28 protein-coding genes are annotated in these 24,704 nt (G+C 37.6%); all 28 read right to left on the bottom strand.

Features of this window, described 5'->3' with window-relative positions; translation table 11 throughout:
* Position 1 precedes the first annotated feature (1 nt).
* The 28 genes from EP58_RS06470 to EP58_RS06320 all read right to left on the bottom strand — a co-directional run bounded on the left by EP58_RS06470 (position 2) and on the right by EP58_RS06320 (position 24,701).
* Positions 2 to 5,437 (bottom strand): phage tail tape measure protein, encoded by a 5,436-nt coding sequence (locus EP58_RS06470; protein ID WP_052171372.1) that lies wholly within the window; start codon positions 5,435 to 5,437, stop codon positions 2 to 4.
* Positions 5,438 to 5,629: 192 nt separating this feature from the next.
* The gene (gpG, locus tag EP58_RS06465) at positions 5,630 to 6,070 is read right to left on the bottom strand and encodes a phage tail assembly chaperone G (protein ID WP_036091376.1); all 441 of its coding nucleotides are present in this window, start codon (positions 6,068 to 6,070) and stop codon (positions 5,630 to 5,632) included.
* A gap of 49 nt (positions 6,071 to 6,119) precedes the next feature.
* Positions 6,120 to 6,470: a hypothetical protein gene (locus EP58_RS06460; protein ID WP_036091375.1), complete on the bottom strand. Its 351-nt coding sequence runs from the start codon at positions 6,468 to 6,470 to the stop codon at positions 6,120 to 6,122.
* 18 nt (positions 6,471 to 6,488) lie between these two features.
* Entirely contained in the window at positions 6,489 to 8,240 is a 1,752-nt protein-coding gene (locus EP58_RS06455; RefSeq protein WP_143812795.1) for a polysaccharide deacetylase family protein, read from the bottom strand.
* A gap of 154 nt (positions 8,241 to 8,394) precedes the next feature.
* Positions 8,395 to 8,970, bottom strand: coding sequence for a major tail protein (locus tag EP58_RS06450; protein ID WP_036091371.1), 576 nt, complete (start codon positions 8,968 to 8,970; stop codon positions 8,395 to 8,397).
* 15 nt (positions 8,971 to 8,985) lie between these two features.
* On the bottom strand, positions 8,986 to 9,384 hold the full coding sequence (locus EP58_RS06445; protein WP_036079564.1) for a hypothetical protein: 399 nt from the start codon (positions 9,382 to 9,384) through the stop codon (positions 8,986 to 8,988).
* A complete protein-coding gene (locus EP58_RS06440) occupies positions 9,381 to 9,761 on the bottom strand; it encodes an HK97-gp10 family putative phage morphogenesis protein (protein ID WP_036091368.1) in 381 nt (126 codons plus the stop codon). Before EP58_RS06440 ends, EP58_RS06445 begins: the two co-directional genes overlap by 4 nt.
* Positions 9,762 to 9,774: 13 nt before the next feature.
* Positions 9,775 to 10,110, bottom strand: coding sequence for a phage head closure protein (locus tag EP58_RS06435; RefSeq protein ID WP_036079566.1), 336 nt, complete (start codon positions 10,108 to 10,110; stop codon positions 9,775 to 9,777).
* Entirely contained in the window at positions 10,100 to 10,441 is a 342-nt protein-coding gene (locus EP58_RS06430; protein ID WP_036091365.1) for a head-tail connector protein, read from the bottom strand. The genes EP58_RS06435 and EP58_RS06430 overlap by 11 nt, the downstream gene beginning before the upstream one ends.
* Positions 10,442 to 10,712: 271 nt before the next feature.
* The gene (locus EP58_RS06420; RefSeq protein WP_036091362.1) at positions 10,713 to 11,852 is read right to left on the bottom strand and encodes a phage major capsid protein; all 1,140 of its coding nucleotides are present in this window, start codon (positions 11,850 to 11,852) and stop codon (positions 10,713 to 10,715) included.
* A 2-nt stretch (positions 11,853 to 11,854) separates the two neighbouring features.
* Positions 11,855 to 12,586, bottom strand: a complete 732-nt coding sequence (locus tag EP58_RS06415; protein WP_036079572.1) for a head maturation protease, ClpP-related — start codon at positions 12,584 to 12,586, stop codon at positions 11,855 to 11,857.
* A 37-nt stretch (positions 12,587 to 12,623) separates the two neighbouring features.
* Positions 12,624 to 13,853 carry a phage portal protein gene (locus EP58_RS06410; RefSeq protein WP_036091360.1) on the bottom strand — a complete coding sequence of 410 codons (1,230 nt, stop codon included), beginning with the start codon at positions 13,851 to 13,853 and terminating at the stop codon, positions 12,624 to 12,626.
* A gap of 19 nt (positions 13,854 to 13,872) precedes the next feature.
* The gene (locus EP58_RS06405) at positions 13,873 to 15,672 is read right to left on the bottom strand and encodes a terminase large subunit (RefSeq protein ID WP_036091741.1); all 1,800 of its coding nucleotides are present in this window, start codon (positions 15,670 to 15,672) and stop codon (positions 13,873 to 13,875) included.
* Positions 15,653 to 16,108, bottom strand: coding sequence for a phage terminase small subunit P27 family (locus EP58_RS06400; protein ID WP_036091359.1), 456 nt, complete (start codon positions 16,106 to 16,108; stop codon positions 15,653 to 15,655). Before EP58_RS06400 ends, EP58_RS06405 begins: the two co-directional genes overlap by 20 nt.
* Before the next feature lie 206 nt (positions 16,109 to 16,314).
* A complete protein-coding gene (locus EP58_RS06395; RefSeq protein WP_036091357.1) occupies positions 16,315 to 16,629 on the bottom strand; it encodes an HNH endonuclease in 315 nt (104 codons plus the stop codon).
* A gap of 15 nt (positions 16,630 to 16,644) precedes the next feature.
* The gene (locus EP58_RS16950; protein ID WP_112859889.1) at positions 16,645 to 17,373 is read right to left on the bottom strand and encodes a DNA methyltransferase; all 729 of its coding nucleotides are present in this window, start codon (positions 17,371 to 17,373) and stop codon (positions 16,645 to 16,647) included.
* A 178-nt stretch (positions 17,374 to 17,551) separates the two neighbouring features.
* Positions 17,552 to 18,103: a sigma factor-like helix-turn-helix DNA-binding protein gene (locus EP58_RS06385; protein ID WP_036091355.1), complete on the bottom strand. Its 552-nt coding sequence runs from the start codon at positions 18,101 to 18,103 to the stop codon at positions 17,552 to 17,554.
* An 83-nt stretch (positions 18,104 to 18,186) separates the two neighbouring features.
* Positions 18,187 to 18,360, bottom strand: a complete 174-nt coding sequence (locus EP58_RS17345) for a DUF3954 domain-containing protein (protein ID WP_143812793.1) — start codon at positions 18,358 to 18,360, stop codon at positions 18,187 to 18,189.
* 372 nt (positions 18,361 to 18,732) lie between these two features.
* Entirely contained in the window at positions 18,733 to 19,560 is an 828-nt protein-coding gene (locus tag EP58_RS06370) for a prohibitin family protein (protein ID WP_036091349.1), read from the bottom strand.
* A 478-nt stretch (positions 19,561 to 20,038) separates the two neighbouring features.
* Positions 20,039 to 20,293 (bottom strand): hypothetical protein, encoded by a 255-nt coding sequence (locus tag EP58_RS06365; protein ID WP_036091348.1) that lies wholly within the window; start codon positions 20,291 to 20,293, stop codon positions 20,039 to 20,041.
* Positions 20,290 to 20,646: a hypothetical protein gene (locus EP58_RS06360; RefSeq protein WP_036091346.1), complete on the bottom strand. Its 357-nt coding sequence runs from the start codon at positions 20,644 to 20,646 to the stop codon at positions 20,290 to 20,292. The genes EP58_RS06365 and EP58_RS06360 overlap by 4 nt, the downstream gene beginning before the upstream one ends.
* A complete protein-coding gene (locus EP58_RS06355) occupies positions 20,636 to 20,881 on the bottom strand; it encodes a hypothetical protein (protein WP_036091343.1) in 246 nt (81 codons plus the stop codon). Before EP58_RS06355 ends, EP58_RS06360 begins: the two co-directional genes overlap by 11 nt.
* A gap of 205 nt (positions 20,882 to 21,086) precedes the next feature.
* Positions 21,087 to 21,299, bottom strand: a complete 213-nt coding sequence (locus EP58_RS06345; RefSeq protein WP_036091339.1) for a hypothetical protein — start codon at positions 21,297 to 21,299, stop codon at positions 21,087 to 21,089.
* 6 nt (positions 21,300 to 21,305) lie between these two features.
* Positions 21,306 to 21,893, bottom strand: a complete 588-nt coding sequence (locus tag EP58_RS16945; protein ID WP_052171369.1) for a hypothetical protein — start codon at positions 21,891 to 21,893, stop codon at positions 21,306 to 21,308.
* A complete protein-coding gene (locus tag EP58_RS06335; RefSeq protein WP_036091337.1) occupies positions 21,890 to 22,444 on the bottom strand; it encodes a hypothetical protein in 555 nt (184 codons plus the stop codon). The genes EP58_RS16945 and EP58_RS06335 overlap by 4 nt, the downstream gene beginning before the upstream one ends.
* 27 nt (positions 22,445 to 22,471) lie before the next feature.
* The gene (locus tag EP58_RS06330; protein ID WP_036091335.1) at positions 22,472 to 23,110 is read right to left on the bottom strand and encodes a hypothetical protein; all 639 of its coding nucleotides are present in this window, start codon (positions 23,108 to 23,110) and stop codon (positions 22,472 to 22,474) included.
* The gene (locus EP58_RS06325) at positions 23,107 to 23,940 is read right to left on the bottom strand and encodes a DNA adenine methylase (RefSeq protein ID WP_052171368.1); all 834 of its coding nucleotides are present in this window, start codon (positions 23,938 to 23,940) and stop codon (positions 23,107 to 23,109) included. Before EP58_RS06325 ends, EP58_RS06330 begins: the two co-directional genes overlap by 4 nt.
* Before the next feature lie 44 nt (positions 23,941 to 23,984).
* Entirely contained in the window at positions 23,985 to 24,701 is a 717-nt protein-coding gene (locus EP58_RS06320; protein WP_036091332.1) for a hypothetical protein, read from the bottom strand.
* Positions 24,702 to 24,704 lie beyond the last annotated feature (3 nt).

Genomic DNA, 24,704 nt, shown 5'->3' with positions numbered 1-24,704 from the left:
ATTATAGTCCCCCCAATTCGAAGATTGACATATTTGTGTCAGCGCCTTGTTTGTCATTTGTGTATTTCAACATGCTGTCTTTATCCATTACAAGCTTAGAAATAGCTTGAATAACTCCGGCTAGCAAGACGTTCTGCTGGGCATTACCCTGTTCAATAGATTTAATCAGTTCATCTAAATCAATGACATTCTGGGTATTGGATACCTTACTAACAGCGACTGGATCGGTTACATCTAAATTTGATAGTAATTGCATTCCTTTTGAATTCAGTAAATCCATTTTTGGAGAAACTGAATAAGCCATTCCATCAAATGACTTAGTTAATAAATTCTTCGTTTGATCAATAGGCTTAATAATAGCCCCAACATTTCGAATCATTCCAACTCCAATTCCAGCTGGAACTTGTCGGCCAACTTCTTCATCCATTAATCGCGATGGCGAATGTATTTTCAATCGTGATTTAATCGTATTTTCAATCGTTTTAGCAATATAATCCGATTCTTTTTTTAACGGCCCATTCATAGCTTTGAAACCAGAAATAATACCAGAAACAGTCTGTTTTCCTAGAATAGAACCAGCGTTTTTAAATTGCTTTGCTTTGTCCAGTTCCTTTAACCAGCTGTTTCTTGCGCTTGCTAAATCTGTGCTTGCCTTTTTCTTAGCATCATTTATCGCTTTATCCATTGCGGCCTTCTCACCTGCAGACAATTCGAGCCCAATTTTATTAGCATTATTGTGTTTTTTTGTCCATTCTGCTTGATATGCTTTTAAATCCGCATTAGATAGATTGGCGATTGCTGTAATTTCTCCGGTTGCCCCTAGGCCTTCTTGTAAAAGTTCTTCAATCAATTTTTTATCTGCTTTTCTACTCTTCAATTTATTTATTGATGCCATAAATTCTTTTTGTTGTTCTGTTTGCGTCTTTAAATTGAATAATAATCCGGTGCCATCATATGAAGTTTTAGAGACTCGATCAAATAAACCCGATTGTTTATAAGCAGCTTCTTGATTGCTTTTTAAGGCTTCCTTGTAATTATTACTAGCCTCAGTTATGCTATCTCTCGTTTTTTTATTTATCGCGTCTACTTGCTTGAAATACTTGTCAGTGGACGTTTGAATAGATTTATTGAGCTTCGTATTTTGTGCCGCTATTTGCTTTGTCGCAGCTGAAATATTTAGTTTGATATTTCGTGCTTGGTCCGAGTTTAATCGGTACTGTTTATTAATCTGCTTTAATTTTGTGATATACGTTTGAGCACTGATAGTACCAGTCTTGTAATCAGCACCTAGATCAGCGATTTTGGTATTCACATTTTTAGTGTAATTTGCTTGAATCTTCTTCGTCGTCGCTTCATTAGCTTTTACAGCATTTTTACTTGCTTGTACCATTGCTTTGTTTGTTGAAGCAATATTTGTCTGAATTTTTCTTGATTGCGTAGCATTTAGCTTATATTGTTGATTAATTTGTTTTAATCGCTCTATATACGCTTTAGCTGAAATAGAAGCTGTTCTATAGTCTAGGCCAGCATCAGCGATCATGTTAGTTACTTTTGTTGAGTATGCATTAGCTTTTTTTGTACCTTTAGCGTATCTGGGTATTCCTCTCAACAACTTACTTGTTTTGTCACCTCGCAAAATTTGAGTACCTCTTTCTAAATTGAGAATAACATTCCGCCCCTCAGGAACATACGAAGAACCACTCGGCGTAGTAATTAATTCTCTGTAATGCCTTCCTTTGGCGTCATTTACCATTGCTAGCCCACCTGGATGAAATGGTGTTCCTGTAGCAAACCCTTGCGGTCCAGATGGCGCTTTGCCACTTGTTCTATATGCAATTTCTAATATCTTTTGATCCCTGTTTGGTATTCTTCCCCAATCAGATAAAAGTCGACTTAAAATACTACTTGTATAGTCAGCATTGGTGTTTACATTAGCCGCTTTTGTCGTCCACCATGAGTTGTTAAAATATTTTTGTGTTCGTGTAACAGAATCAAAAGTTTCTTTTGCATTTGTACCAGTTAGCATGTTTTTCTTCATCCAAGGTAACTGTGTCCATCTATTATTTACTTCAAGCGATGTTTTCAAGGTTTCCGGGGCATTGGTTTCTAATACAGCTTTCTTTTTATTCGCATCCCAGGGGACATTTTTCCACAAATCAAATTGGATCATTACATCATTCAATGTCTCAGGCGAGTTACTCTTTAATATAGCGCTTTTTTGCTCAAATGTGAGAGTATTCCATTTCTTGTTATCTTCTAACGCTTGAACAACTGCAGCTGCACTGTTATTTTCAATTAAAGCCTTCTTTTCGGTCCAAGTCATTTCGTTCCATTTTCCAGAAGAAATTGCGGCTTCCGCTATAATCAATTTCGCATTTGAATTTAATTTAGCTTCCTTCATAATGAATTTTAAGTTATCCCAACCTGCTTTAGATTTCATTGCCTTCGCAATTTCAGGCAGTGCATTTGTTCTTACTTCACCTGTTTTGGGATCAAGTATCATCTGGTTCCATGCTAGGTCAGCCTTGCCAGCCGCTGAAGAAAGTATCCCTAAATTTGCTTCCGTTCCATTTGCAGCATCTTTTGAGGCTTTGTCTAATTTGCTCAAACTTAGACCCATGGATTCTAAATAACCTTCAATCATATTCTCTGAGGTTCCACTTGCTCTCGCAAGCTCCACCCATCTTGTCATCATTGCTGATAATGTAGTATTATGTTTTGAATCTAATGATTTTAGAGATGCTTGATATGCTTCATAATTTCCTGTTTCTTCATACAACCTCTCAATGTCTTTTGTCTTCTGTTTAAAAATCTCTACTTCTTTTTTAGCGGCTATTGAAACCCTGCTTGCATTCTCTCCTGATTGATCTTTCGTCATTTGAGAAATATCACTATATAAGGCAGCCTTTATATTTTTTTCTTGAGAAGCTGATAATTTTAATGCTTTAATATGTTCATCAAGCAATGCCGAATTAATATTCCCCAGCATAGTTTGTTCTGTTTTTGTCATTTTTCTATTATTTTCAGAAACATTTTTCGCAATGTTGTAAGCTGCATCCGCTTGTTCTTTTACTACTTTCTTTTGCTCTTCTGCTCCTTTTTCAGCCTCTTTAACTGATTTTTCCCAGAAAGCCTTCATCTCTGGATCTAATCCTTCGTAGGACTTTTTCAAAGCCTTGATAGAATCATCAATGCTAGAATTAATAACCTTAGCTATACCCTGATAAGCAATTTTAATTGATTCAGCATTTTTCTTTGAATCTTGATCAAATGTAGCAATCGCTACACGACCATCATCAGAAAATCTTGATACTTTTGTTAATGCTTCATCAGCACTCACGCCGACATCTGTTCCCCACTTTTTTGTTCTTTGGGCGGAATCATAAGCTTTCTCGCCCCAAATTTTCCAAGCCGCATATCCACCAACTAATGCGACTGTAACAGCGCCAATTGTAATCCCTAAAGGATTTAATGCTAAGCCAAATAAGCTAGCACCTCTGGTTGCAACAGCCAACCCTGTGCCCGTATTCTTCGCTCCCGCAGTCAATAAATCAGCACTCGTTTTCCCTAGTCGCATTTGAACAGAAAGTCTGCCAATCCCTTGACTAACCTTTCCGACTGTAGAAAAAATAGTTCCACCGGCACCAATTAATTTACCCATACCTAAGGTCAAGGGACCAAGCGCAACAGCCGCCAATCCAAGGTTAACAATAAACTTTTGCGTAGCAGGTGATGCTTCTGAAAATGCTTTAGCAGTTGCTTTAACATTATCTAAAAACGGTTCTGCCGCTTTAAGAGCGCTGTTCATAGCTTTCATAAACGGCCCACCGATATCAATAGCAATATCAGTAATCTTATTTTTAAAAATCTTAAGTTGTGAATCAAATGTCTTGTAACGTTTTGTGGCCTCATTCGTAAGTGCTGAATTTTCTTTCCAAGCCTTGTTAGATGTTTGTACTGCATTACCGAATAACTCACTTGCATTACCAGCACGAAGCAAGCTATCACGTAAACGGACTTCTGAGAACCCCATCTCGTCTAATAATTCGATCGCAGACGTTCCATGTTTTTCTGCGTTACCAAGACCATTTACAAAAGCGCCAATAGCACCAACAGCATCCTTTTCAAATGCTTGTTTAAATTCTTCCCCAGTCATACCGGCAACCTTACTAAATCCTTCTAGGTTCTTGCCCGCATTTAACATTTTATTAAGTTCTGTTGTTGTGAGACCCATGTCTATGGCTATTGCTTTAAAGCTATCACTATCATGGTTCGCAAGTAGCTCTAATTCTCTCCGAGTCATACCAGTAGCCCTTTCAAGCGCTTTTACCTTGTCTAATCCAGTTTCAGTAGCGACCTTCATGTTAACCATAACCTTAGAAAAAGCACTACCACCCATTTCTGCCTCAATACCAACCGAACTCAAAGCAGCCGACAATCCTACAATGTCAGCCTGGGATAAACCTATTTGTGAACCTGCACCACCTAGGCGTAAAGCCATTTCTGTAATATCAGATTCTGTTGTGGCGAAATTATTTCCAAGATCAACAATAGAAGATCCCAGCTTGTCGAAATCCGTTTGTCTCATTTTAGTGATATTAGCAAAACGAGCTAGTGATGTTGCTGCCGTTTCGCTCGACATGTTTGTAGATTCTCCCATATCAATCATGGTTCTACTAAATGAAAGCACGTTTGGGGTCTGAATCCCTAATTGACCTGCAGCCTCGGCAACAGCTGAAATCTCTGTCGCAGAAGCTGGTAATTGCTTAGCCATGTTCCGGATCCCATCTTCAAGCATTTGATAAGAGTATGTTACTTGCCCATTCTTACCTACAACTTCATCAACTGTTTTTTTCACTCCTGTGAAAGCACTCTCAAAATCAGATGCTGCCTTCACAGCTAATCCAATCCCCACACCAATTGGTGCTGAAAATTTAGTTGTAATACCCATTCCAACATTAGAGATGTTCTTTCCAACACCCTGCATCTTCGTACCAAACTCTTGTGCTTTTTTACCGTGTTGAACAAAGGCGTTAGATGCCAAAAGGATGTCTTTTTCAAGCGCTTTGTGCTTTAGGCGTAGCTGCTCTACTCCTGTTTCTGCTTGATGCATTGCCGCCTCAGCTTTCAGAAGCGACTGTTTCTCTTTGTCCGTAGCTGTACTCAAATCACCTACTGCTTTTCTTTGTTTTTCGTACTCAGCACGTGTTTTTTGAGCCAAAGCCTCGGATGTTTTCATCTGTTGCCCAAGGATTTGATACTTGTTCTTTAGTCCATTAATTGTATTACCTTGGCCTTTAAATGTTGCTTCTGCACTTTTCATTTGTTGGCCAAGCGACCTTACTTGAGTTTTCAGCACCCTTGCCGATTGTTGAAAAGGATCTATGTCCAAGCCAGCTGTCGCAACCAAATCACCAATTTTACCATTACCCATCATATATTATTCACCCACTTTAACCTTTTTGACTTTAGAAGAACATCGGAAATGCAACGTCAAATGGTACGACATCATCTTTTCCATATCCTTCTTCATTTATCGTGCTGATATTTGCAAGTAGAGCTATGTCATCGATATCTAAATTGTCAATTTCATTTATTTTGTAACCTACATCAATTAATTGTTTATATATCAACTTAATTCGTCTTGCTGCTTCGCTGTACCCGATCGTGGCTTTTTTTCTTCCTCTTGTGTACCACTTCCACCTAATGCAAATTCAATTGCATCGTTGACAGCGTTATTATATTCATCTGGGCTCAAACCATCTAAAGCCTCATCTTTAGTAAACTGTTTCCCATAAATTTTAACCAAGAAATCAATACCATCAAGTACACCTTCACGTACATCTTTATTAGAAAACGATGCATCAATTGCAGATACATCATCATCGGTAAGCGGCTCCTCTGAATCACTTCTGCTTTTAATTTTAAGAAGAGCTTCATTCATTTTATTATTTCTTTGTTCCGCCCTCTCCTGAAACAATGTCGCTTCTAACCAATCTCGAGCTGTGGTTCTTTTCTTCTCATATGATGCTGTTACCTTGTCATTTATATCCTTAAAAACAATCTTCATTACAATTCCTCCAATTTAAAAAGCCCCCAAATGGAGGCCTTTATTGTATTTATTCTGGCAAAATTTCGCCTTCAACCATTTCTTCTGTTGGAATTTCTACTGTTTCATCTTCAAAAATCTTATTACCAACTGCCTCCAAAATTACAAACATAATATTCATGGTTTTTAGCATGCTGTATTCGCAACTACTAAACACTTTTTCAAATGTTCCTTCTCCTAGAAATAATTCAATATTATCTTTCAGCAATTCGATACTTTCTTTAAATGCTGTTGCTTGCTGTAAGCTTATATTGACTTTATTAATTAAATCTTTGTAGGCTTCTATTTCCTTATTTTTAATTGTAATTACAAACTCATGTTCGCCTATTGCTATATCAACTTTTTCCATAGTTTTTGCCAAAAATATTCACCTACTTTTTTATTGTAGCAGCCACTCAGATACTGTAATAACATTCAGCGTTTGATCATCAACCTTTTGTTTCACATATACGGTCATCTGTTCAAACCAGTCAGAGCGCCAAAACATTGTGTCTAACATTTGTTCCGCAGTACCTAAACGATGATTTAAAAACACTAATGTACTCCCAGTTGCAATTGCATAATCAATAGTATTCTTTGCCTGCGCAATAGTTCGATCAGGCGTCAAATTATACGTACGCACCAGGAAATTATTGTTTGGATTATTAATTTCAAGCCCCGATGTTAATGAACGGCCCAACTTGTAGCCACCTTCTGATAAGGCCAATAATGTATCGCTATTGTAATCACCGTAAGGATAAATCACTGAATCATTCGCACGTGTCCAACCATTTGCCGTTAGATACGTTTTACAGGAATCAAATTGTACGCGTTGATCAGCTTTACTTAACAAATCTAAATGAGGATGGTCTTTGGTATGATTGAGTAAATCATGTCCGCTAAGATTCAGCCCCTTTAACTCAGTGTTAGTCATAAATCTAGCATCTTTTTCATTCACTTCTACAACACTAATACTGGCCCGAAGACCTTTACTTTCAAGCGATGCTATACCAACTTTAGCTTCATTCCAAGCGTCATCAAATACAAATAACACATTCGCTTTATCTGCTCTAACGGATGAGATTAAGTCGAATGATACCTCCGCCTTCATTTCCGTATTAGGTTCAACACGTAGTTGCATTGCTTTAATATCCTGCGCCTTTGTAAAAGAACCCGTGACTTTTCCACTTGATAATGCTACAGCTACTTTATTCCATCCCGTCACTAACTCATAACTATTGATTGTGAAGCTCATGTTATTTGCTAGTCCAATATCATTTGCAAGATAAACAATAACTTTATCAAGCGCTGCTATATCTTTTACAAATAACAAGCACTCTATTGCAGTAGCTTCTTTCAAATCAATATTAAAAGTATTATTGCGCATAAATCCAATGACTTTGTCGGCTGTTAGCTTGATAGCTTGGGTATCTTTTGTATTAACCGTATCAGAGGATTTCATTGTCCCTACTCCTGATTGCAGCACCCATGAAGATAATGTTGTAAAACTTTCTAAATCCTTCACTTCACGAGTTGGCGCATCTGGTAAAGCATGTGAGTCTGCGCGTACAGCGACATATACAGGGTATATTGTCCCAACTTTTGCCTCTACTTTTATAATAGAATTTGAAGTAACATTACTGGAAACAGTTGAAAACAGACCATTTACATCTGCCGTTACGACTGTTTTATTTACATTGTCTATGTTTATTCTTACCTGACCAGCGGGTTCTGTTTCTCCAGAAATCACTTTTAATGTTGAGGTGACTGGATTAAGTGTTAATTTAGGTAATTCAATAGTTATTGTCGCGGGCATCCCAGGTATTGAAGTTGGCAAATTGGGATTTCCATCAACTACTCTAATATCATATTCTTTTTCTGCAGTAATGCTGGCATTCCCTAATACATAAATTTTTAATGCCCCAGCTGTGATTGTCCCCGTTAAAAGTGCCACTGATTCGCCCTTTCTATACAATCTGCAGTTAGTGACATTGGGATTATTGACTGCCGAACCATTTATATAGGTGTCGCCTAATAAAACTCTTGAAACGGTTGGCTTTGGATATAAAGTCTTTTTCGTTACTATATTACTGAGTTCTCCCTCTAGTATTCCGCTTTTACCACTGATACTAGCAGAATAATAAGTACTCATCTGCAGATCAGATATTACCGCGACATTTGTGGTAAATCGTCGCGGTCTATCCTCGCCATTGAAGTACAATAAATATTCTGCTGATGCATCATCATCCCACTCATAGGTTATTGTGGAATTTGTGATATCAGTGACTCTGAAATTCGAGGGGCGATCAGGGTGTTGATGCGCTTACCCCACCATAAACTTTATTCATAAACTCCTCTAACTTGAAATCGGGGTGGTCTTCTCGACCAATAATGTACATAATGTCATTACGAGCAACAAAATTCCCCTCAATACTATCTGTCTGCGCTTCATTCTTTTCACCCTGTGTTTTCATATCTGCCGATGGAAGGCTGAATTGACCCTTCATCATACCAAAATAGCCATATTTATTATTAGATAACTTAAATCTAAATGATACGGCTACATATGGCGGCGTAAGATCTTTTTTGTAAATTTCCATACCCTGTTCAATTAATACACCCAACAAATCAGGTTTATGTTCAGTAGGTATATCTACGATACCTACCTCTAATTTCAGTTCAGTAATCCCTGAATTTAAAATGAGGTATGGACCATCATCTGCGAATATTATTTCCGAATCCATAACTACCGTTTGCTTGGCTTCCTGTAAACCAGGGATATTTTTAATGTCGTCCATAGATTCAACTGTTTCTTTTTCATTCAATTTGGCATATTTAAACTCCGATAAACCAATCTTTGCAACTTTTTCTGTTGTAGCCATTTATAACACTCCATTTCATAAATAATTAATACGCCTGTAAGATCTAGCGTTATACATTAAACCAAGATCAGTTTCTTTGTATATTTTGCTATTGTATTGCTCAAAATTAGCCCTTTTCATTGCTTCATCTATGATGGGCAATAAGTCAGCCAACTCTTCAACTGTCTGAGCCATAGTAGAAATTTGAATAGATTCATCATCTGCACCACGTTTGTCATCATTATAAAAAGCGCCATGACTATCGATATCCTCGATACGAATCAATGGCGCTTTCTCTAATTTAAGAAAGTCTTCATCAATTTCTAATTGAAAAATCGTTTGTTCCTCTAGCTTCTTTCCCCTTATTTCATTCATAAGCTTATTCAATTCTTCATCATGATATAAGGCTTGAAAAGCATCAATAATAGCAATCATAGGCCTAAGCCCCTTTTCACAGCTTCTGCATAAATTTTTTGCGCTTTCGGTTTCATTTCATTAATAGTTTGATCCTTAAAATGCTTACCAGGAAAACGGGCAGTTCCTCCATCTGGAAAATGTGAACGCCAGCTTGTTCGTGTACCAAAACCGATATCTTTTTCTACAATACCTTGTCCCCCGCCCTTAAAACCACTGACTTGAATGTCATCTCTTAGATGAATCCCTGTTTTACTGTTAGTATCATACGACGTATTACGTTCTAGCGTCTTAGCAAAGTCCTCCGCAACTTCCATCACCGCTTTCTTTGCTTCTGATTGATTCTGCAACATGAGCTTTGTAATATTGGCCTCTAACTCATCTAAACCTTTGACCATTACCAATCACCTCTTACGCCTTTACCTTACATATTAAAACCAAAAATTCCTCATCTTCCGTATCAGGATTTATTTTGATAATATCAAACAGCTCACCTTTTATCTTTACAATCCAATCACTCTGTACTTCTTTTTTTTGCTTCTGTCGAATAATCAGCGTAACTGTAGACTCCAAAACAGTTCCCACTTCACCCTTCACTTCATTTAAATATTTTTGTTTATATCCAAACCAAGCTTTGAATAAGTCCACCGGCTCTTTTATAGTTTGCCCAGTTGTAGGGGATTTTTTGGTCTTAATTTCTTGAAACATTAATCGTTTATTCAACTTGCCCGTTCGACTAATCGGCACTGAGATCACTCACTTTCCGCGTATGCACCCTGTAACTAGCTTTTAAGTCCAGAATAATCATATTAACGCCGAATGGCGGTACAATACTTGTTACATTTTCGATTGTCGCCGAACGCGTTTTGTAGAAATGATCCGTCAGCATGATTGTCGCAAGGTCAAATTGCTCGTTTTCATCATAAAAAATATTATCATCAGGTCCTATCTGCCCAATAAGTGTTCGTTGAGAAGCCCCTACCAATCGTTTTAGAAGAAGGTCATCATCTTCCAAATCTATCCGTAAAGAACTTTTCAGATATTCAAAATCTTCTTCGCTGTTTGGATCAAGTGCCATAATTAATCACCCACTCTGCGATTCTTTAGTTGCTATTATTGCTGCAGATGAGAGTTCAGACGTCAGCAAACCACATACCGCTTTCACTTGGTAGCTATAGTCTGTTGCCGCTGTCAAACCTGTATCTTTAAAGGTGTTAGTATCACTTTCTCCAATTTCATTTCCGTCACGGTATACTTTATAATTCGTTGCCCCTTCTATCGCGTCCCAGCTCAAATTTACAAGTGTGACGTTACTTGTTCCTTTAAGTCCGGATGGCGCTTGGGGCGGCTCAGGGCTTAACAGTTGCGATACGGAATGCCGAAGACAACTTGATTTGGTGATCTAACCACGCCGTTACAACAAACTGATTAATCCCTGTCTTGATATCTTTGTCTTGCTCAAATTGAGCGGCAATATCATAGTTAAAATGAGAATATGCAAAATTTCCGATAACAGGGTCTACCGCGGAATCAGTAAATTCAACCGGTTTCCCTAGAATTTGTTCTGGTTGCGCTGAATAGAGCGTGGCACTTCCATTTGCAAGTTTCTCAATAATATCCAGATAATCTGTATACGTCATGAAAATGGTTGCATTTTCACGATAGTCTTCATGCAAATTGGCAACTGCAGCTTTAATCGCCTTGTACAAGTCAATGCCTTCAACTTCTTTAATTTTCACTTTTGTTTTATCGTAAAAACTCATGTGCTCCTCACCAGGTTTAGGATTTTTAGTGAATGCAACCTTTCGTTCCTTAGCTGCCACTCCACTTTGAAGATTGCTTTCTACGGTAGACACTAGATTCGTATCGGTTCCTAGTAGAATTGTTTCCGAAATACCAGTAAATACTTTAAATTTATGGCGGCCAAATGATACTGTATCTCCCTTCGCCTTCAACTCTTTGGCAGTTTCGTCATCTCCAATAAACTCATCATCATCCAGCGAAAAAGAAACTTTTGGAATCTCTAGATTTGGAATACCAGTAATCGTCGATACATTTCGTAAAGGGTTTTTTACAAGCGGCTCAACTAAAATATCATTAGCAACCGTTTTCGGTAAAAATGCATTCCCCTTTGATGTATCGTCATCACCTAAAGCTTGAAAAATTTCAACCGGTACTGATTCTTTAGCAATCGTTTTCCGAATTAATGCCGCTTTCGCTTCAATAATTTTTTGATTAGGATCATCAGAAAAGCTAGCTCTCATTTCTTTATTTTGCATGGCAGCTTTTTGTTCGGCTTCTAGAGAATCATGTTGTTCTTTAATAATGTCAAACCTAGCTTTAAGGTCTTTTTTCAATTCTTTGATATCTGTTAATTCACTAATATTAACTTTAGGATCTACCGCTTTCTGCGCAAGTTCACCTTCTGTTTTCTGTAACTGATCGCCAATTGTTAGCATATCTTGTTTTAATTCAAATAGTGTTTTCATATTCATATTCCTCCTAGTATTTCATTAATATATTGCTTACTTTGCTTAGCTTGTTCTGCCATTTGTACACGTTCTTCTGTAATAACTTGTTGATTGTTTTGAATTACCTGTCTGAACTGTTCAGGTACATTTTGATATTTTTCAAAGAGATCCGTACTCAATGCCGCAGCAATCTGATTTTCACCCAAGATAATGTCACATAGCCCATATTCTTGCGCCTGAATAGCGGAGATCCATGACTCATTGTCCATAACTTCCACTATTTGCTCTTCATTCAACTTGCCATTAGATTTATTCAGATAGGTAATAATTGACGCTTGTGCAATTGCATCTAAATCATCAGCAGTTTTCCTAAAATCCTTTGCATTTCCACGACACCCCATCCATGGATGATGGATCATTTGCATTGAGTTTGAATACATATAAACCACATCGCAACTTGCAGTGATGACACTTGCAATAGAGGCGGCCAAAGCATCAACATAAGCATTAACTGTCGCTTTGTGTGCTTTTAGCATGTTTCCGATTGCTATACCTTCAAATACACTACCTCCTGGACTATTTACATGCAGATTAATGATTTCTACATCACCAAGAGCTTTTAAATCATTGTGAAAGCTAGCTGCAGTCGTATCTCCGTCATCCCATTTATATGCTACAATCTCGCCATAAATGTATATATCAGCCTCATTCTTATTTGCTGATTGTTTCATCTCCCAAAATTTCTTTTTCATATTCTCACCCCTTTCAAAGGCACAAAAATAAGACACATCATTCCGATACGTCTCTTTCATTTCGTTTTGTTATTTTTCTTAACGCTGGGTCCATGTCCAATGGATACATATCACCCGACACCCACAGCATGTCGGCCGGACCACCCCGTGGCGCATAGTCTTCTTTTATCCTAACTTCATCTCTAGTTAACCATCCATCACGAAGTCCGCCGTGATATAGCGCCACTCTTGCAGTAGTGTCACCACGTAATAAGCCGTTTAAGTTAAATTTGAAGTATAAACCAGAAATCCGCTGTTCCTTAGTAAGAATTTTTTTATTGCACTCTCGCTCATACTGCTTAACAGTTGACGCAAGATTGGTATCTACAAACATCTGCATTACCTGTTCATTTGAAGAGAAACTATTACCACCCGAATTGAGCATAATGTTCGGGACGTTATAAACATTTGCAATCCTGTCACGTGTAATGTCTTCAGATATTTTCATATCACCAGCGATAAAGTTTCGCTTCAACTGCTCAATTGTTACACCGCTTTCCTGAAATAGTACACCACCGTTTTCCTGATAAAACCGCCTAAAATCAGCAACAATAGCTTCTCTCTTATCATCATCTACATTGGTATCATAAGTTAAGATAAACGAATCTCTAGCCGTTTGCATTTCTTTTAATGAAAACTCCCTAACAGACTTATCGAATTCATTAGAATTTTTTAATACACCAATGGGACTAATCCCTTTCCAATTACCATTGCCAGCAATATGTTTGACATGAATTATATCTGAGTTATGGAAATAAAAAGATTTCCCTCCATTATTAACCCGATACCACAAGTCTCCAGAATCTGTGTTTAATATAGGCTCTACATAATTTGGATTAAACGGAACTAATTTTTCGAACTGCATCCTAATATCTCTAAATATTAGGGCGTACCCATTTCCATTGGTGTTCCTACTGACTTCCAACACTTTAAAAATATCATCAAGTGACTGATTTTGATTTGGAAAATAAACTAAACGATCAGTAAATTCGTCGTTAACTTGATCATAGTTCTTATACATCTTAAACGGTAGGCTAGATAAGACATTAGCAAGTCTCGAAACAATAGAAAATATATTTTCATTCGTTTCGAGCGTTCCATTCTCTAACCCAAAGAACACTCTTCCCATCCATTTGCTAAAATCACTTTTTGTTGCTGATTCCTTTATTATTGATTGTTTAATAGACCTTGGTACCAATTTATAAATTGCTTTTTGAAATACATTCATATATAGATTTCACCGCCTTTCAATCTTTTCTCATCAACTCACTCATACTAATAACACCAACATTTCTGTTTCCAGCAGGTTTTACTAACATATCAATTACTAAGGCGTGCGCATTTAATGCAGCGGCAAATCCATCAATTTTTCTATTTTTCGATTGTTTAGTGGGCATCCAGTTTTTATTTCTATCTTCAACCAATCGAACATTGTTTAAATACCATCTAAACAAGGATGAATTATTATAAATCACTTTGCCATCGAGCATCATTTCTTTAAAATTCTGTAAGGGGCCACCCAAAGTCACAAAACCTTGAATCACTTTCTCTGTTTTAAACCCATATTTCTCTAATGACTTATTTAAATAAAGGGCCTTTGCCCTGTCGTAAGCGATATACTCAATTTGATAAAATTCTGATTGTTCTACTAACCAATCGTAGACATGTTCATAATTTACATAGTCACCTGGAACAACAGACAGCCAACCTTCCTTTATCCATTTGTCTAATCGTGGTTTGTTATCATCACGGTTATATCTTACTTGCGGAATCCAAGAATGAGTCAAAATAAAAACCGTCCCATCATCTAATGGAAATTCCAAACAAGCACTCGTAAAATCTTCTGTTTCCGACAAATCATAGCCTGCTACCGCTTTTCGACCTTTTAATGTTTCGATATCAATAATCTTTTTATTTTTATTGATAGTCTCTACTGTTACGAATGGCAACTCATCCACATCACTGAAAAAGTTAAACTGTTTTGCCAGCCAATCAGCACGCTCTTCTTCATTTTTGCGTTGCTTGATCCAATCTGTTACTAAATCAACAAATCCCATCAATCCAATGTTTGGGTTCGCTTTAATCCAAAGCTCTGGACGATCTGCCTCTTTTGGATTATCTAACTTAGCAAGGAAGTAAAATGTTCTTTCATCCAAATTATCTTTAAGGTTTTCCAAGCATTCTTTACCTTGCTCAAAATACGCCATTAACGGGCCATCTAAAACATAGCCGGCAGTGGTGATATAGATTAGTAAGGGCTGCTTTCTAGCCCCACGTGATTTTTGAATAACATTTAGCAACTTATAATTTCTAAATTCATGGATTTCATCAAAAATGCCTAGATGCGTGTTTAATCCATCCAGTCGTTTGCTGTCAGAAGCGCGTGCTTGTATTTCACTGAAAGTTGCATCATATTTAATTTTATTTCTCTGTGCTTTAAATTTTTTCGACAAGTAAGGAGATTTTTCAACCATCGCTTTCGCTTCATCGAATAGTTCATGTGCCTGTTGCTCTGCGTTGGCTAATACATACACGCGGGCTCCATTTTCTCCATCAAAGCCCAACATATAGTTTGATACGCCTGAAATAAGTGTTGTTTTCCCATTCTTCCGGCCCACCATATTTAGAGCTTCACGGAACCTCCGTATTCCAGTATCTCGATGAACCCATCCAAAAAGTGAGCCAATGATAAAATGCTGCCAGGGTTGTAAAACTAATTGATCAAAATCCCCTTTTGAAGGCTTACACTTTTTTTCAATAAAGCGAATTGGACGGTGACCTCTTTCCTCATCAAATATCCAGGGAAAGTCATCTGTTCCTTGCCTTGATAAATCGTATATATGACGCTTAGCCGCTAAAATATTTTCTTTACTGGCCGGAATACTTCCATCAATCAGCCTTTCTGCGTACCAGGTTGTTAAAAGTTCCGGATAAGGGTTCTCTAAAATTCCACCCCAGCTTTTTTGTTCCTCTACATAGTTAGCCCACCATCTTTCTAACTCTGTATAGCTCATTTCTATTAGTGGCTTAGAATTCTTCGTCTTCATTTTCGTCATTGCTACTTAGATTTATTGCTAACTTTGCTCTCGCTGCTGGAGACAACCCCAAATCTGCTCCAAACGATCGCATTTGAATGGCGGCATCCTTCATCCGTAATATAAATGGATTTGGTTTATTATCTACCCAAAGCCCTTTCTTTTTGACTTGTCGTTTATATGAAAGATATTGAGAATACGAATCACAGTAAAGCGCAAGATGGGCAATATCAGCATCATTTATCAAGTCTATTTCTAATAATAATGCTGTTATTCTGTTAAATTCTTTTTTTGCCGTTTTGTCTAACCATGACGGTGGGTGTATATTCTCAGCACTCATTTTTAATCTGTTTTCATTTTTGATTCTTTTATCAATTTCTTCTTTTGTTCTGTGATTTTTATTTCCATCGATTAATTGAAGTCCTATCGATTTTGCTGGTGTTGGCATATTTCCTCACCGCCTTTCTGTATTCAAAATCGCAATATACCAGCAATAAAAACAATCCTTCTGCCCTTTGAAAATAATTGATCAGCGAATTTATTGTGAAGGGAGGGGGCAACCGTTCAGGATCTGACCAAATTTTTCAGAATTCATGGTAGGGGGGTGTATTTAGACCTACCACATATAATAAATAGTCTTAAATGCCTGTAAAATTATATGTTGAAGTCATTGTTCCTATAAAATTTAATAACATTGGGATTTCTCTTTGCCTTTCTCCTACCACCAGCTTTTTCTGGATGCTCCATGTTATGGCAGGCTAGACACACTGTCTCTAGGTTATTTAAATCAAAAGCTTTGCTAGTATCTTCTCTCAACTCAATAATGTGATGAACCGTGTTCCCTTGTTTAATGATTCCACGTCTCTTGCATTCTTGACATAAATAATAATCGCGAGCTAAGACAGTTTTACGTGTCTTAGCCCATCGCGATGTCTTATAGATGGCATCTATCTCATCTCTTGTCCGCATGTCACTCACTCCATATCAAAATACAATTTCCTTAATTTCATGTGATGGGAACAAACTAAGGTATAGGCTAATGCCTTGGTTAATGTACTCCTCATCTACCTCGAAGATGATTGACTTGGTACCTTCATACTCTGCCGCACACATTAAAGATGCACTACCACCGAACCCATCCAGGATATACTCTTCTGTATCTGGTAACAATTGAATAACCCGACGTAATAATCCGATAGGTTTCTGCGTGGGGTGAAACCTCTTATAACCATATTCTCGTTCTTCTCGCTCAACTGCTGCACCAGCATACCGATACTCAATGATGTCTGTCTTTTTATGAAAACTAGTGTAGATTAATTCTGTCCTACTGAAACTCATTCCTGCATTTACTTTCTTATCCCATGCAATCCAGCCCTTCGCACTGGGCAGGATTGGTGCAAAATAATTGCCACCAAAAATTGCATAGTTATTAATTCCCATAGATACAATTCTTTTTTCATAAAACATCTTGAAAGCTTCCGTGCTTGTATCTCCATGTACTGGTTTGTAGACTGTTTTACTTCTTCCGAGTGTATTCTTATTACTCAATAGATTTATTCCATAAGGTGGATCAGTTACTACTGCGCTTATTTTAATGTTAGATAGCAACGTATCGTAGTAGCTATCCATTGAACTGCCATGTATTAATAAGTGTTTTCCGTTTACAATATATACTTTTCTCTCACTTTTCTTGAACAATTGTTCCATTTCCATTGATTTCACACCGGCTTTCATTTAAAATAATGGGTGAGATAGCAAACTCTCAAAAGCACGCGTGCTACAGTTGCTATCTCAAAGCCGGTGACGGCTGGCTATGGGAAGGTGTGTCTAGCACCTTCTTTTTGTTTTGCATTGCTTCCTTCATATATAGTAGGCAAACGTAAGACAAGAATTAGCCCCGAACATAATCATAAAACCAAAGGTTATTACTAAATGCTTCTTTTAGTTTTTCCTCGGCTCTACGCACGTATTGCTGTACAGATCCTTTCTCAATATGTAATGCCTCTGCTGCCTCATGGAAACTGTATTCATTTGCGCGTACCAACATAAAACACTCTTTCTCTCGATCAGATAAAATAGAATGAAAGAACTCTAATATCTCTGCCTCATACTCATTTAGTGGATACTCGTCCACCTCTTTCTGTGTCATAGATGCTCCTATCATATTAGCCAGTATCATCGGGTCCATGTGTACAGTGTTGTTATATACTCCCTGCCTCTCAATCCCTCTTATGCTATTCGGCTCGCGTCCAGTTCTCATCCAATCAATTGCGAATGTCATGTCACTAATCATTTCACGGATCAATGTCGCTTTATCTTTTTTCTTTGAATTGACTATTCTTTTACCAGGAACACCCTGTGATTCTTCTTTTGGCATACTGTCCAATATTCTTAGCAAATCGAGCCGGCCACTTTGATACTCCTTCTTCAATTTGTGAATCATGACATTCCCTCCTAAATAAAAAGGACGCAACAAGTAGCCGTTAAGCTAACTCATTGCGTCCTTCGATTTTTACGATCAGACGTTTAGTATTTGATTTTATGTTTCGTAGTTGTCTCTGCACTTACTGGTTTACCATCTGCCCAATTGATAACTGTTTGTCCAAATCCTGTTGCTGGTGCGCCCTCTATAGACACTACCTTGTTATCTACTTGTACGTAGACTCCATCATTATTAATATTGTTTGTAGACTGTTCCAATCCATTCATCTCCTTATAACCTGTAAATAACTTCATTCCACATCTTTCGCATTCTCTTGAGACTAAATGGCCGTCCAACGTAAATTGATCCTTTACAATCATATGTCTGCATATCATTTAAATCACATCCAAGTGATGATTTTCTAGCTATTCAGTAGTATTTGTATTTTTTTCATATTTTTTCGCCTAATACGTGAATTCTTAGTGTCTATAGCTATACGCATATATGTTTTCGCTTTTGCATGTCGAGTAAAGAAGCATTCAATGTAATCCAATATTTTTTTGATGATTTTCTTAAATGCCTCCATAACGGTTGTAACAAGTTCATATGCTTCTTCGGGGCTAATGTCCACATTCACAGAGCTATCCACGTTACTTACCATCCGTTACAACTGTATTAGCACCCTGCGTTGTAATCCATCCGTGTTGAATTCGTGCCTCCATTTCCATTTTCCTCAGTAACTCCGTTGTAATGGACTTGGAAACTGTTTCATTTGCTTTTGCCTCTGCAGTTGCTTCGATTTGGCGTTTAGTCGCTTCACCTTGTGCCTGTACTTCCTTACGCTGAGCATCGATCTTATCATTTTCAAGTTCTAGCTTCTTCTTAGAATTTTCTTGTGATACCTTTACCCGGTCATCAATAGCAGCCTGCGTCTTAGCATCCGCCTTTGGTGCACCCAATGTTGTATCAGATACAATAAATCCAAGCTTATCAACATTTTTAGCAAAGTCTTTTTGAATGTTCATGGATGCTTCGGTTGCATCTTCACCGTAAATGTCCAGTAAATTGTACTTGCTAACAACACGGCGAGTCGTTTCTAATAAACGGCGTTCCATATATCCTTTTTCCAGTTCTTCAACCGGTACGCTGCCGAACGTTTTATAAATATCTGTTGCTTTCGAAGCATCAATTTTGTAGCTATATGATAAATCCAAATTGATGTTTTTACCGTCTTTGGTTGATACAGTTAAGTCCTTAGCATCGACTGTGCGTAATTTAGTTGGGTACTCGTTCACTTTATCCAGCAAACCAACCATGTGCCATCCCTGTCCCAACGCTTTTTCCTTTATGCCACCATTCGGGCTGTAGACGATACCAACGTTCCCATTATCTACTTTTGTTAAACTCATAATTAATCCGATCGCCCCAAAAATTAATAATACCCCTATCGCAATAGCTCCAATTACACTTTTCTTCATTCAAACCAGTCCTCCTCATTATTTTTAATGTCATCTTCTACTTTGTTTTTTCTGTTTGATATAAACTTGCCAATTTTGCCGAATAAAGGGCTAAGTGACATCCATACAATTAGCAACAATGCACATATAATTATCAAAATATACAAAATTTTCATTCAAAAATATTCACCTCCTCTCAGCCTCAATCAAATACATTAGCAATGTCTTGCGTTTGTTATAAAATTTTTATGTGCAGGACACATATGCATTTCGTTACTCACTTCGTCCACACATTCTCTGCACATCGGTGCATCACATGTTATAAATTCAGGTAGATTCGAGTTCGTTTTCACAAACGATCTATAATCTCTTGTAAACCATATGCCTGGTGAGCCAAATCGGTAATCACATAAATACATAGCTTCTTTTCTTTTACAAAATACGCATCTTTTCGAAACAGGTGGTAATTTTGTTATATCAAGTCTGTTCATCTTATGCCTCAGCGCCCCATATCTTCTCGTTCCTCTAACGGTGTCATGCCATAATCGAAAAGTAATTTAATTAGTTTTTTTCTGGTCGTTTTGTCTAATTCCTTAACTGCGGCTGATTCGACTTGCGCAACATACGGATTATTTCGGTCTACAAAACCCATATCTGTTCCAGTTGCTGGATTCACAACGGCAATATAGTTTTCTAAAATCCACAATTCCAAGCCTTCATCATGCACCGCTGTTTTTAATTCACTTGTTTTCATTTTCCTATATCCTCCTCAATGATTTCATATCCCTGCAGTTTTAAATAGCTTTTTCGAATCTCATTAATTTCATCACCTTCAAAAATATAAATAGCTTTGTGTCTTGGGTTTATTATGATTCTTCCATTTTCATGCTCATAATATTTTTTTAAAAAACGTGGTCTCAAATAACTGTTTTCGGATTTAATACGTTTTAGTGCTTCTTCAATGGTTTCATTACCTTTTTTACGGAAAAGACTAGGTTTCTTACCAGCGAAGCGTACCAATTCATCTAAATACGCCCAGCCAGTCGCCATATTGGACAAGTATTGAACAGCTTCATACTCGTTGACAATTGTTTGCCTAACTTTCATGCTCGCCCTCCTTAATGACTTCAAATGTAATTGCTGATGTTTTCGCAACATTTATAAGCGTGCCAACTTCGTTTGGTCCCCCTGGGATAGTTACAAAACCATTTGCAGAGTTTTGGTAAATATCCTGAACCACTTCTATAACCCCATCCAATACATCTGTGTCCTCACTTGTGAAATCGGATGTATATTTGGATAATGTGCCATTGTCGAATAATACAGTTGCAATTAGTTTCATCGCACATCACCATCCATTTTTTCAATGCGTATAGTATCTATTGACTTGACAGGTATTATAGTTAGCGACTTATCGTCCATCAAACTAACGTGCCCTTGAGCGTTTAATGTACGGTAGTCTTTTTTCAATTCTTCCAGTGTTTTCGGAGTTTTACATTGGCATACTGTGCCTTTTTTTGTGTGTACGGTTATCAGACATTTATTCATCATTCGCCCTCCTCTCCATGTAAGATAAACCGCACTGCATTATACAAATTATTATCGTGTTTACACCAGCTCACAGTTCCACTTGCAAACGCTATTCCTTGCGATTCACCTTGCACTGCAAAGAATAAGCATGTAATTAAATACGCATCATTCTTGCACATACGCTTAAACTCGGTTAACTCATCTTGTACAATATAAGGAACTTTAGTCATCACGCCTCACCCCTTATCTAGTATTTGTTCTTCAATCATCTGTAAACCAATCAGATAAGCATAAAACACAGCATTAAGACTTCTAACCTCGCGACTATAACACTCTCCAAGCTCACCATCTAGTTCGATTTTCGATGATACCTCCTCAGCTCTAAGCCACGCTTCAAATGGCCCAAATTCGCCATAATAACTTGGATCTGACAGTTCTTGTTTGATTTCTTCTAATTCTTCTTTATGCTCTTTCATATCATCATAAAAATGTTCATTGATAAATCGTTTTGTTCCTTCTTCAAAATCATCGTAATCGTATTTATCACGCTCTGAACACGCTAGTTTTTCAGTGAAATAGCCAACATTAATATTTTTGAAACTCCCTAATTTAGCTTGCCATGTCAAATTATAAACAGCTGAACCAATGTCTCCACTAATAAACAAATTATGATCTCTCAAAATATATTCCATGTGATACTGAAAGCATTTTGGGTTTCTCCATTTTATTATCGTTATTCCGTCAAATCCCGTTACCGTCGCCACATGGTCCTTAAACCATGAATCACGTATATTTTTAATTATTTGATTTCCTGTTTGTTTCATCCTTCACCCTCCTCAACTGGCACTGCCACGCCGCCAAATATTTTAGCGATTTCATTTGCTTCCTCTTGGCTGTCGAACTTCCGCGCTCTATCTAACGCACCTAACATGTCGTCAAGTGTGAATGTTGGTTGTGTGCCATCTTCGCCCCAGCTAACGAAATACAAATCGCCAATTTTCACACGAAATTCCACTGCTTTCATCATTCGTTGCTTCTCTTTTTCAAGTAACTCTAGACGTTTATCAACATACTTCGAAAAAATATTTATTTCCGGAGCAGTTAATCGCACGTAATATTCTGGCTTCTGTTGTTCTATTTCAACAAATACATTAGTTTCAAATGGCAACTCCCAACTTCCAATATTCATTTGTGAGCCATATATTTTCATTAACATCCACATTGAAAACTTTGTGTATCCCTCTGCATCAATATCAGGGGTACATACTCGGTGGTAAGGTTCATTTTTATAAAAATCTATAAAATGTTGAACACCGGCATCCGTCAGTTTTACTTTAATGCCGTTATTAATATTAAATCGCTGCTCAATTTTCATTGCAATTCCACCTTTCGAATCTTGTAATTAGATGTGGCAATCGACTATTGTAATAAAGCAGTCTTGATTTTCTAGTAGCAACTTGGTGTATTCCTCACTGTAATTGTTATTCTTATCTGTTACAGTTGCCCACCATCCCATTTTTCCGCGTTCATACCATTCTCCTTCTGGCGTTAGTAGCGCAAAAGTCTTATTTGTTTTTGACAGATCAATGTTTTCAATTTTGGCAGTGTCTGCAACTCCACCATTCTTTAAAATCAGCATGTTTTTCCAACGTCCGCCGATTTGGTACCAATCCCACTTTGATTTAGGGTTATAATTTGAAAATACTGATCCATCATCTTTTATATTTTCTTCCTCTGCCCATTTAATTTCTTCTGCATATACTTCTTCATCTGTCCATTCCAATTTTTTTGGAAATTCAATAGATATATAGTTAATATGGCGTTCATTGTTACACTCAGACAAATACTTTTCAGGATTATTTAAGTATTCCTGATATGTTCCATTTTTATAGGATTCAATGGATGCTCGGCCTTTTTTTATGATATCTGCTTTTGTAGTATAGTGCGGCACCTCGATTTCTTCATCAAAAGGGCCTAAAAGATTATCGACTTCCTCGGGTGTTCCTGTTTTGGTTATTACAGCTACTGTAAAATGACTCATTGTGTTTCCTCCTCGAATAAATTAATTTGTTCCATTTTTTCTTTCAATTCTTGCTTGATTCCCTGCTCTGCAACTTTGTTTATATATAAAATTTCGTTCCGTGTTGCGCCATGAAGTACAGTTGTTGATTTTTCTTTTACAATCCAACCACTCAACATATTTTTGTACAAATCACTTTCATAGCCACTAAGTAATACCGGTCCTTCATGATCTTTCAATACTTCTAACAGGTCCCTATGATCTTGTTCGGTGTATTCATGTGAATAGTGTTTCCCGCCTCGTGTACTTGGTAAATACGGCGGGTCAGCATAAATCAATATTTCAGGCCGGTTATGTTGCTGCAATAGGTCCAATGCGTTTATGTTCTCAATTTGTGCCTCTTTCAATCTGTTTCCTGCCTCTATAATCGTTTCTGGCATCCTAGCCCAATCCTGTACCACGTATGGGCCATTTGCCGAAACTAACTTTCTAAATCCCGACTTGCTATGTGTCTTGCCACCTATCGAGAACCAACAACGTACAAGCATTCGGCGCGCATCTTCTACTGGATCATTTGCAATAAATAAACTTAATTCATACTCTGCTCTAGCATATGGAGTGGCATTTATCACCGCTGCCAATTTCTCTGGATCATTTCTCATAACTTGAAACATGTTTACTATACGCCCGTCCAGATCGTTTATAGTTTCCACTTTACTCTTTGCTTTATTGAAAAAAACGGCACCACTCCCAAAAAAGGGTTCTAGGTATGTTTCATGTGGGGGCATGTTTTCTATTATCCAATCGGCTAATCGCCATTTACTTCCTGGATAGTTCAATATTCGTCTCAATTACCTAACCTCCTTCTTTGAGGGCGTATGCCGCCCTCTCATTATTACGCTATAATGTGTACTCGGCCTTCTTGTATTAAGTCGTCAAGTTCACGCACTAGATATTTTTCAATGTTTTGAATTGCGATATTTTGCCATGCTCCACCATCCGCTTCAAAAAGGGCGATGCTTGGGCCATCTTTCATGCGCAACACAAACTTACTAATTGGCTGATCTATTTCCGCAAAAGTCCGATATGGTCTCAGGCTTACTGGGTTTGGAACCGTCACATTTTCTACTTTTGTAATGCCCGATCTTGCAACAACTGTCTGACTAGTACCATCACTTGATGTGTTCCGAACATTTTCTTCTTGGATATTTCCAACAAGTCCTAAAATAGCTGTTTTCTCGTCGCTTTCTAGGAAAAGCGCCTGCATCTTAATATTGAATGTATCACTGTCATAAAAATGATCGAACCTAAACTCTGGAATAATAGCTTCTGCCCGCACAAACTCCTCCCGTTTACGATCATTGTTTAGTGGGCTAAATACCGAAACTTTCTCTGGCCCAAACACATGCACAACAACAGGACCTTTTATAGCATCCACATTGGATTGTACATAGTTCACGATTCCAGTTAGTGTATGCAATTCAAACGCTGCCGCTCTGGCATCTGCTACTAATTGCAAATCACCCGTGGCATATTTACGGCCATTAATTTCTTTTACTTCTTTTTGTGCCAACTGTGCCACATATTCCAACGCTTCTTTTTGATTATTCATAAT

It is taken from the genome of Paenilisteria newyorkensis (assembly GCF_000766145.1).
GTDB classification, from domain to species: Bacteria; Bacillota; Bacilli; order Lactobacillales; family Listeriaceae; genus Listeria_A; species Listeria_A newyorkensis.
This window is presented reverse-complemented; position numbering and strand designations above follow the sequence as displayed.

Excerpts from the sequence above, each read along its gene's own strand:
- EP58_RS06470 (WP_052171372.1), bottom strand. The coding sequence starts at position 5,437 with ATGATGGGTAATGGTAAAATTGGTGATTTGGTTGCGACAGCTGGCTTG.
- gpG (WP_036091376.1), bottom strand. The coding sequence starts at position 6,070 with ATGAAGATTGTTTTTAAGGATATAAATGACAAGGTAACAGCATCATAT.
- EP58_RS06455 (WP_143812795.1), bottom strand. The coding sequence starts at position 8,240 with ATGAGTACTTATTATTCTGCTAGTATCAGTGGTAAAAGCGGAATACTA.
- EP58_RS06450 (WP_036091371.1), bottom strand. The coding sequence starts at position 8,970 with ATGGCTACAACAGAAAAAGTTGCAAAGATTGGTTTATCGGAGTTTAAA.
- EP58_RS06445 (WP_036079564.1), bottom strand. The coding sequence starts at position 9,384 with ATGATTGCTATTATTGATGCTTTTCAAGCCTTATATCATGATGAAGAA.
- EP58_RS06440 (WP_036091368.1), bottom strand. The coding sequence starts at position 9,761 with ATGGTCAAAGGTTTAGATGAGTTAGAGGCCAATATTACAAAGCTCATG.
- EP58_RS06430 (WP_036091365.1), bottom strand. The coding sequence starts at position 10,441 with ATGGCACTTGATCCAAACAGCGAAGAAGATTTTGAATATCTGAAAAGT.
- EP58_RS06420 (WP_036091362.1), bottom strand. The coding sequence starts at position 11,852 with ATGAAAACACTATTTGAATTAAAACAAGATATGCTAACAATTGGCGAT.
- EP58_RS06415 (WP_036079572.1), bottom strand. The coding sequence starts at position 12,586 with ATGAAAAAGAAATTTTGGGAGATGAAACAATCAGCAAATAAGAATGAG.
- EP58_RS06410 (WP_036091360.1), bottom strand. The coding sequence starts at position 13,853 with ATGAATGTATTTCAAAAAGCAATTTATAAATTGGTACCAAGGTCTATT.
- EP58_RS06405 (WP_036091741.1), bottom strand. The coding sequence starts at position 15,672 with ATGAAGACGAAGAATTCTAAGCCACTAATAGAAATGAGCTATACAGAG.
- EP58_RS06400 (WP_036091359.1), bottom strand. The coding sequence starts at position 16,108 with ATGCCAACACCAGCAAAATCGATAGGACTTCAATTAATCGATGGAAAT.
- EP58_RS06395 (WP_036091357.1), bottom strand. The coding sequence starts at position 16,629 with ATGCGGACAAGAGATGAGATAGATGCCATCTATAAGACATCGCGATGG.
- EP58_RS16950 (WP_112859889.1), bottom strand. The coding sequence starts at position 17,373 with ATGGAAATGGAACAATTGTTCAAGAAAAGTGAGAGAAAAGTATATATT.
- EP58_RS06385 (WP_036091355.1), bottom strand. The coding sequence starts at position 18,103 with ATGATTCACAAATTGAAGAAGGAGTATCAAAGTGGCCGGCTCGATTTG.
- EP58_RS06370 (WP_036091349.1), bottom strand. The coding sequence starts at position 19,560 with ATGAAGAAAAGTGTAATTGGAGCTATTGCGATAGGGGTATTATTAATT.
- EP58_RS06365 (WP_036091348.1), bottom strand. The coding sequence starts at position 20,293 with ATGAAAACAAGTGAATTAAAAACAGCGGTGCATGATGAAGGCTTGGAA.
- EP58_RS06360 (WP_036091346.1), bottom strand. The coding sequence starts at position 20,646 with ATGAAAGTTAGGCAAACAATTGTCAACGAGTATGAAGCTGTTCAATAC.
- EP58_RS06355 (WP_036091343.1), bottom strand. The coding sequence starts at position 20,881 with ATGAAACTAATTGCAACTGTATTATTCGACAATGGCACATTATCCAAA.
- EP58_RS06345 (WP_036091339.1), bottom strand. The coding sequence starts at position 21,299 with ATGACTAAAGTTCCTTATATTGTACAAGATGAGTTAACCGAGTTTAAG.
- EP58_RS16945 (WP_052171369.1), bottom strand. The coding sequence starts at position 21,893 with ATGAAACAAACAGGAAATCAAATAATTAAAAATATACGTGATTCATGG.
- EP58_RS06335 (WP_036091337.1), bottom strand. The coding sequence starts at position 22,444 with ATGAAAATTGAGCAGCGATTTAATATTAATAACGGCATTAAAGTAAAA.
- EP58_RS06330 (WP_036091335.1), bottom strand. The coding sequence starts at position 23,110 with ATGAGTCATTTTACAGTAGCTGTAATAACCAAAACAGGAACACCCGAG.
- EP58_RS06320 (WP_036091332.1), bottom strand. The coding sequence starts at position 24,701 with ATGAATAATCAAAAAGAAGCGTTGGAATATGTGGCACAGTTGGCACAA.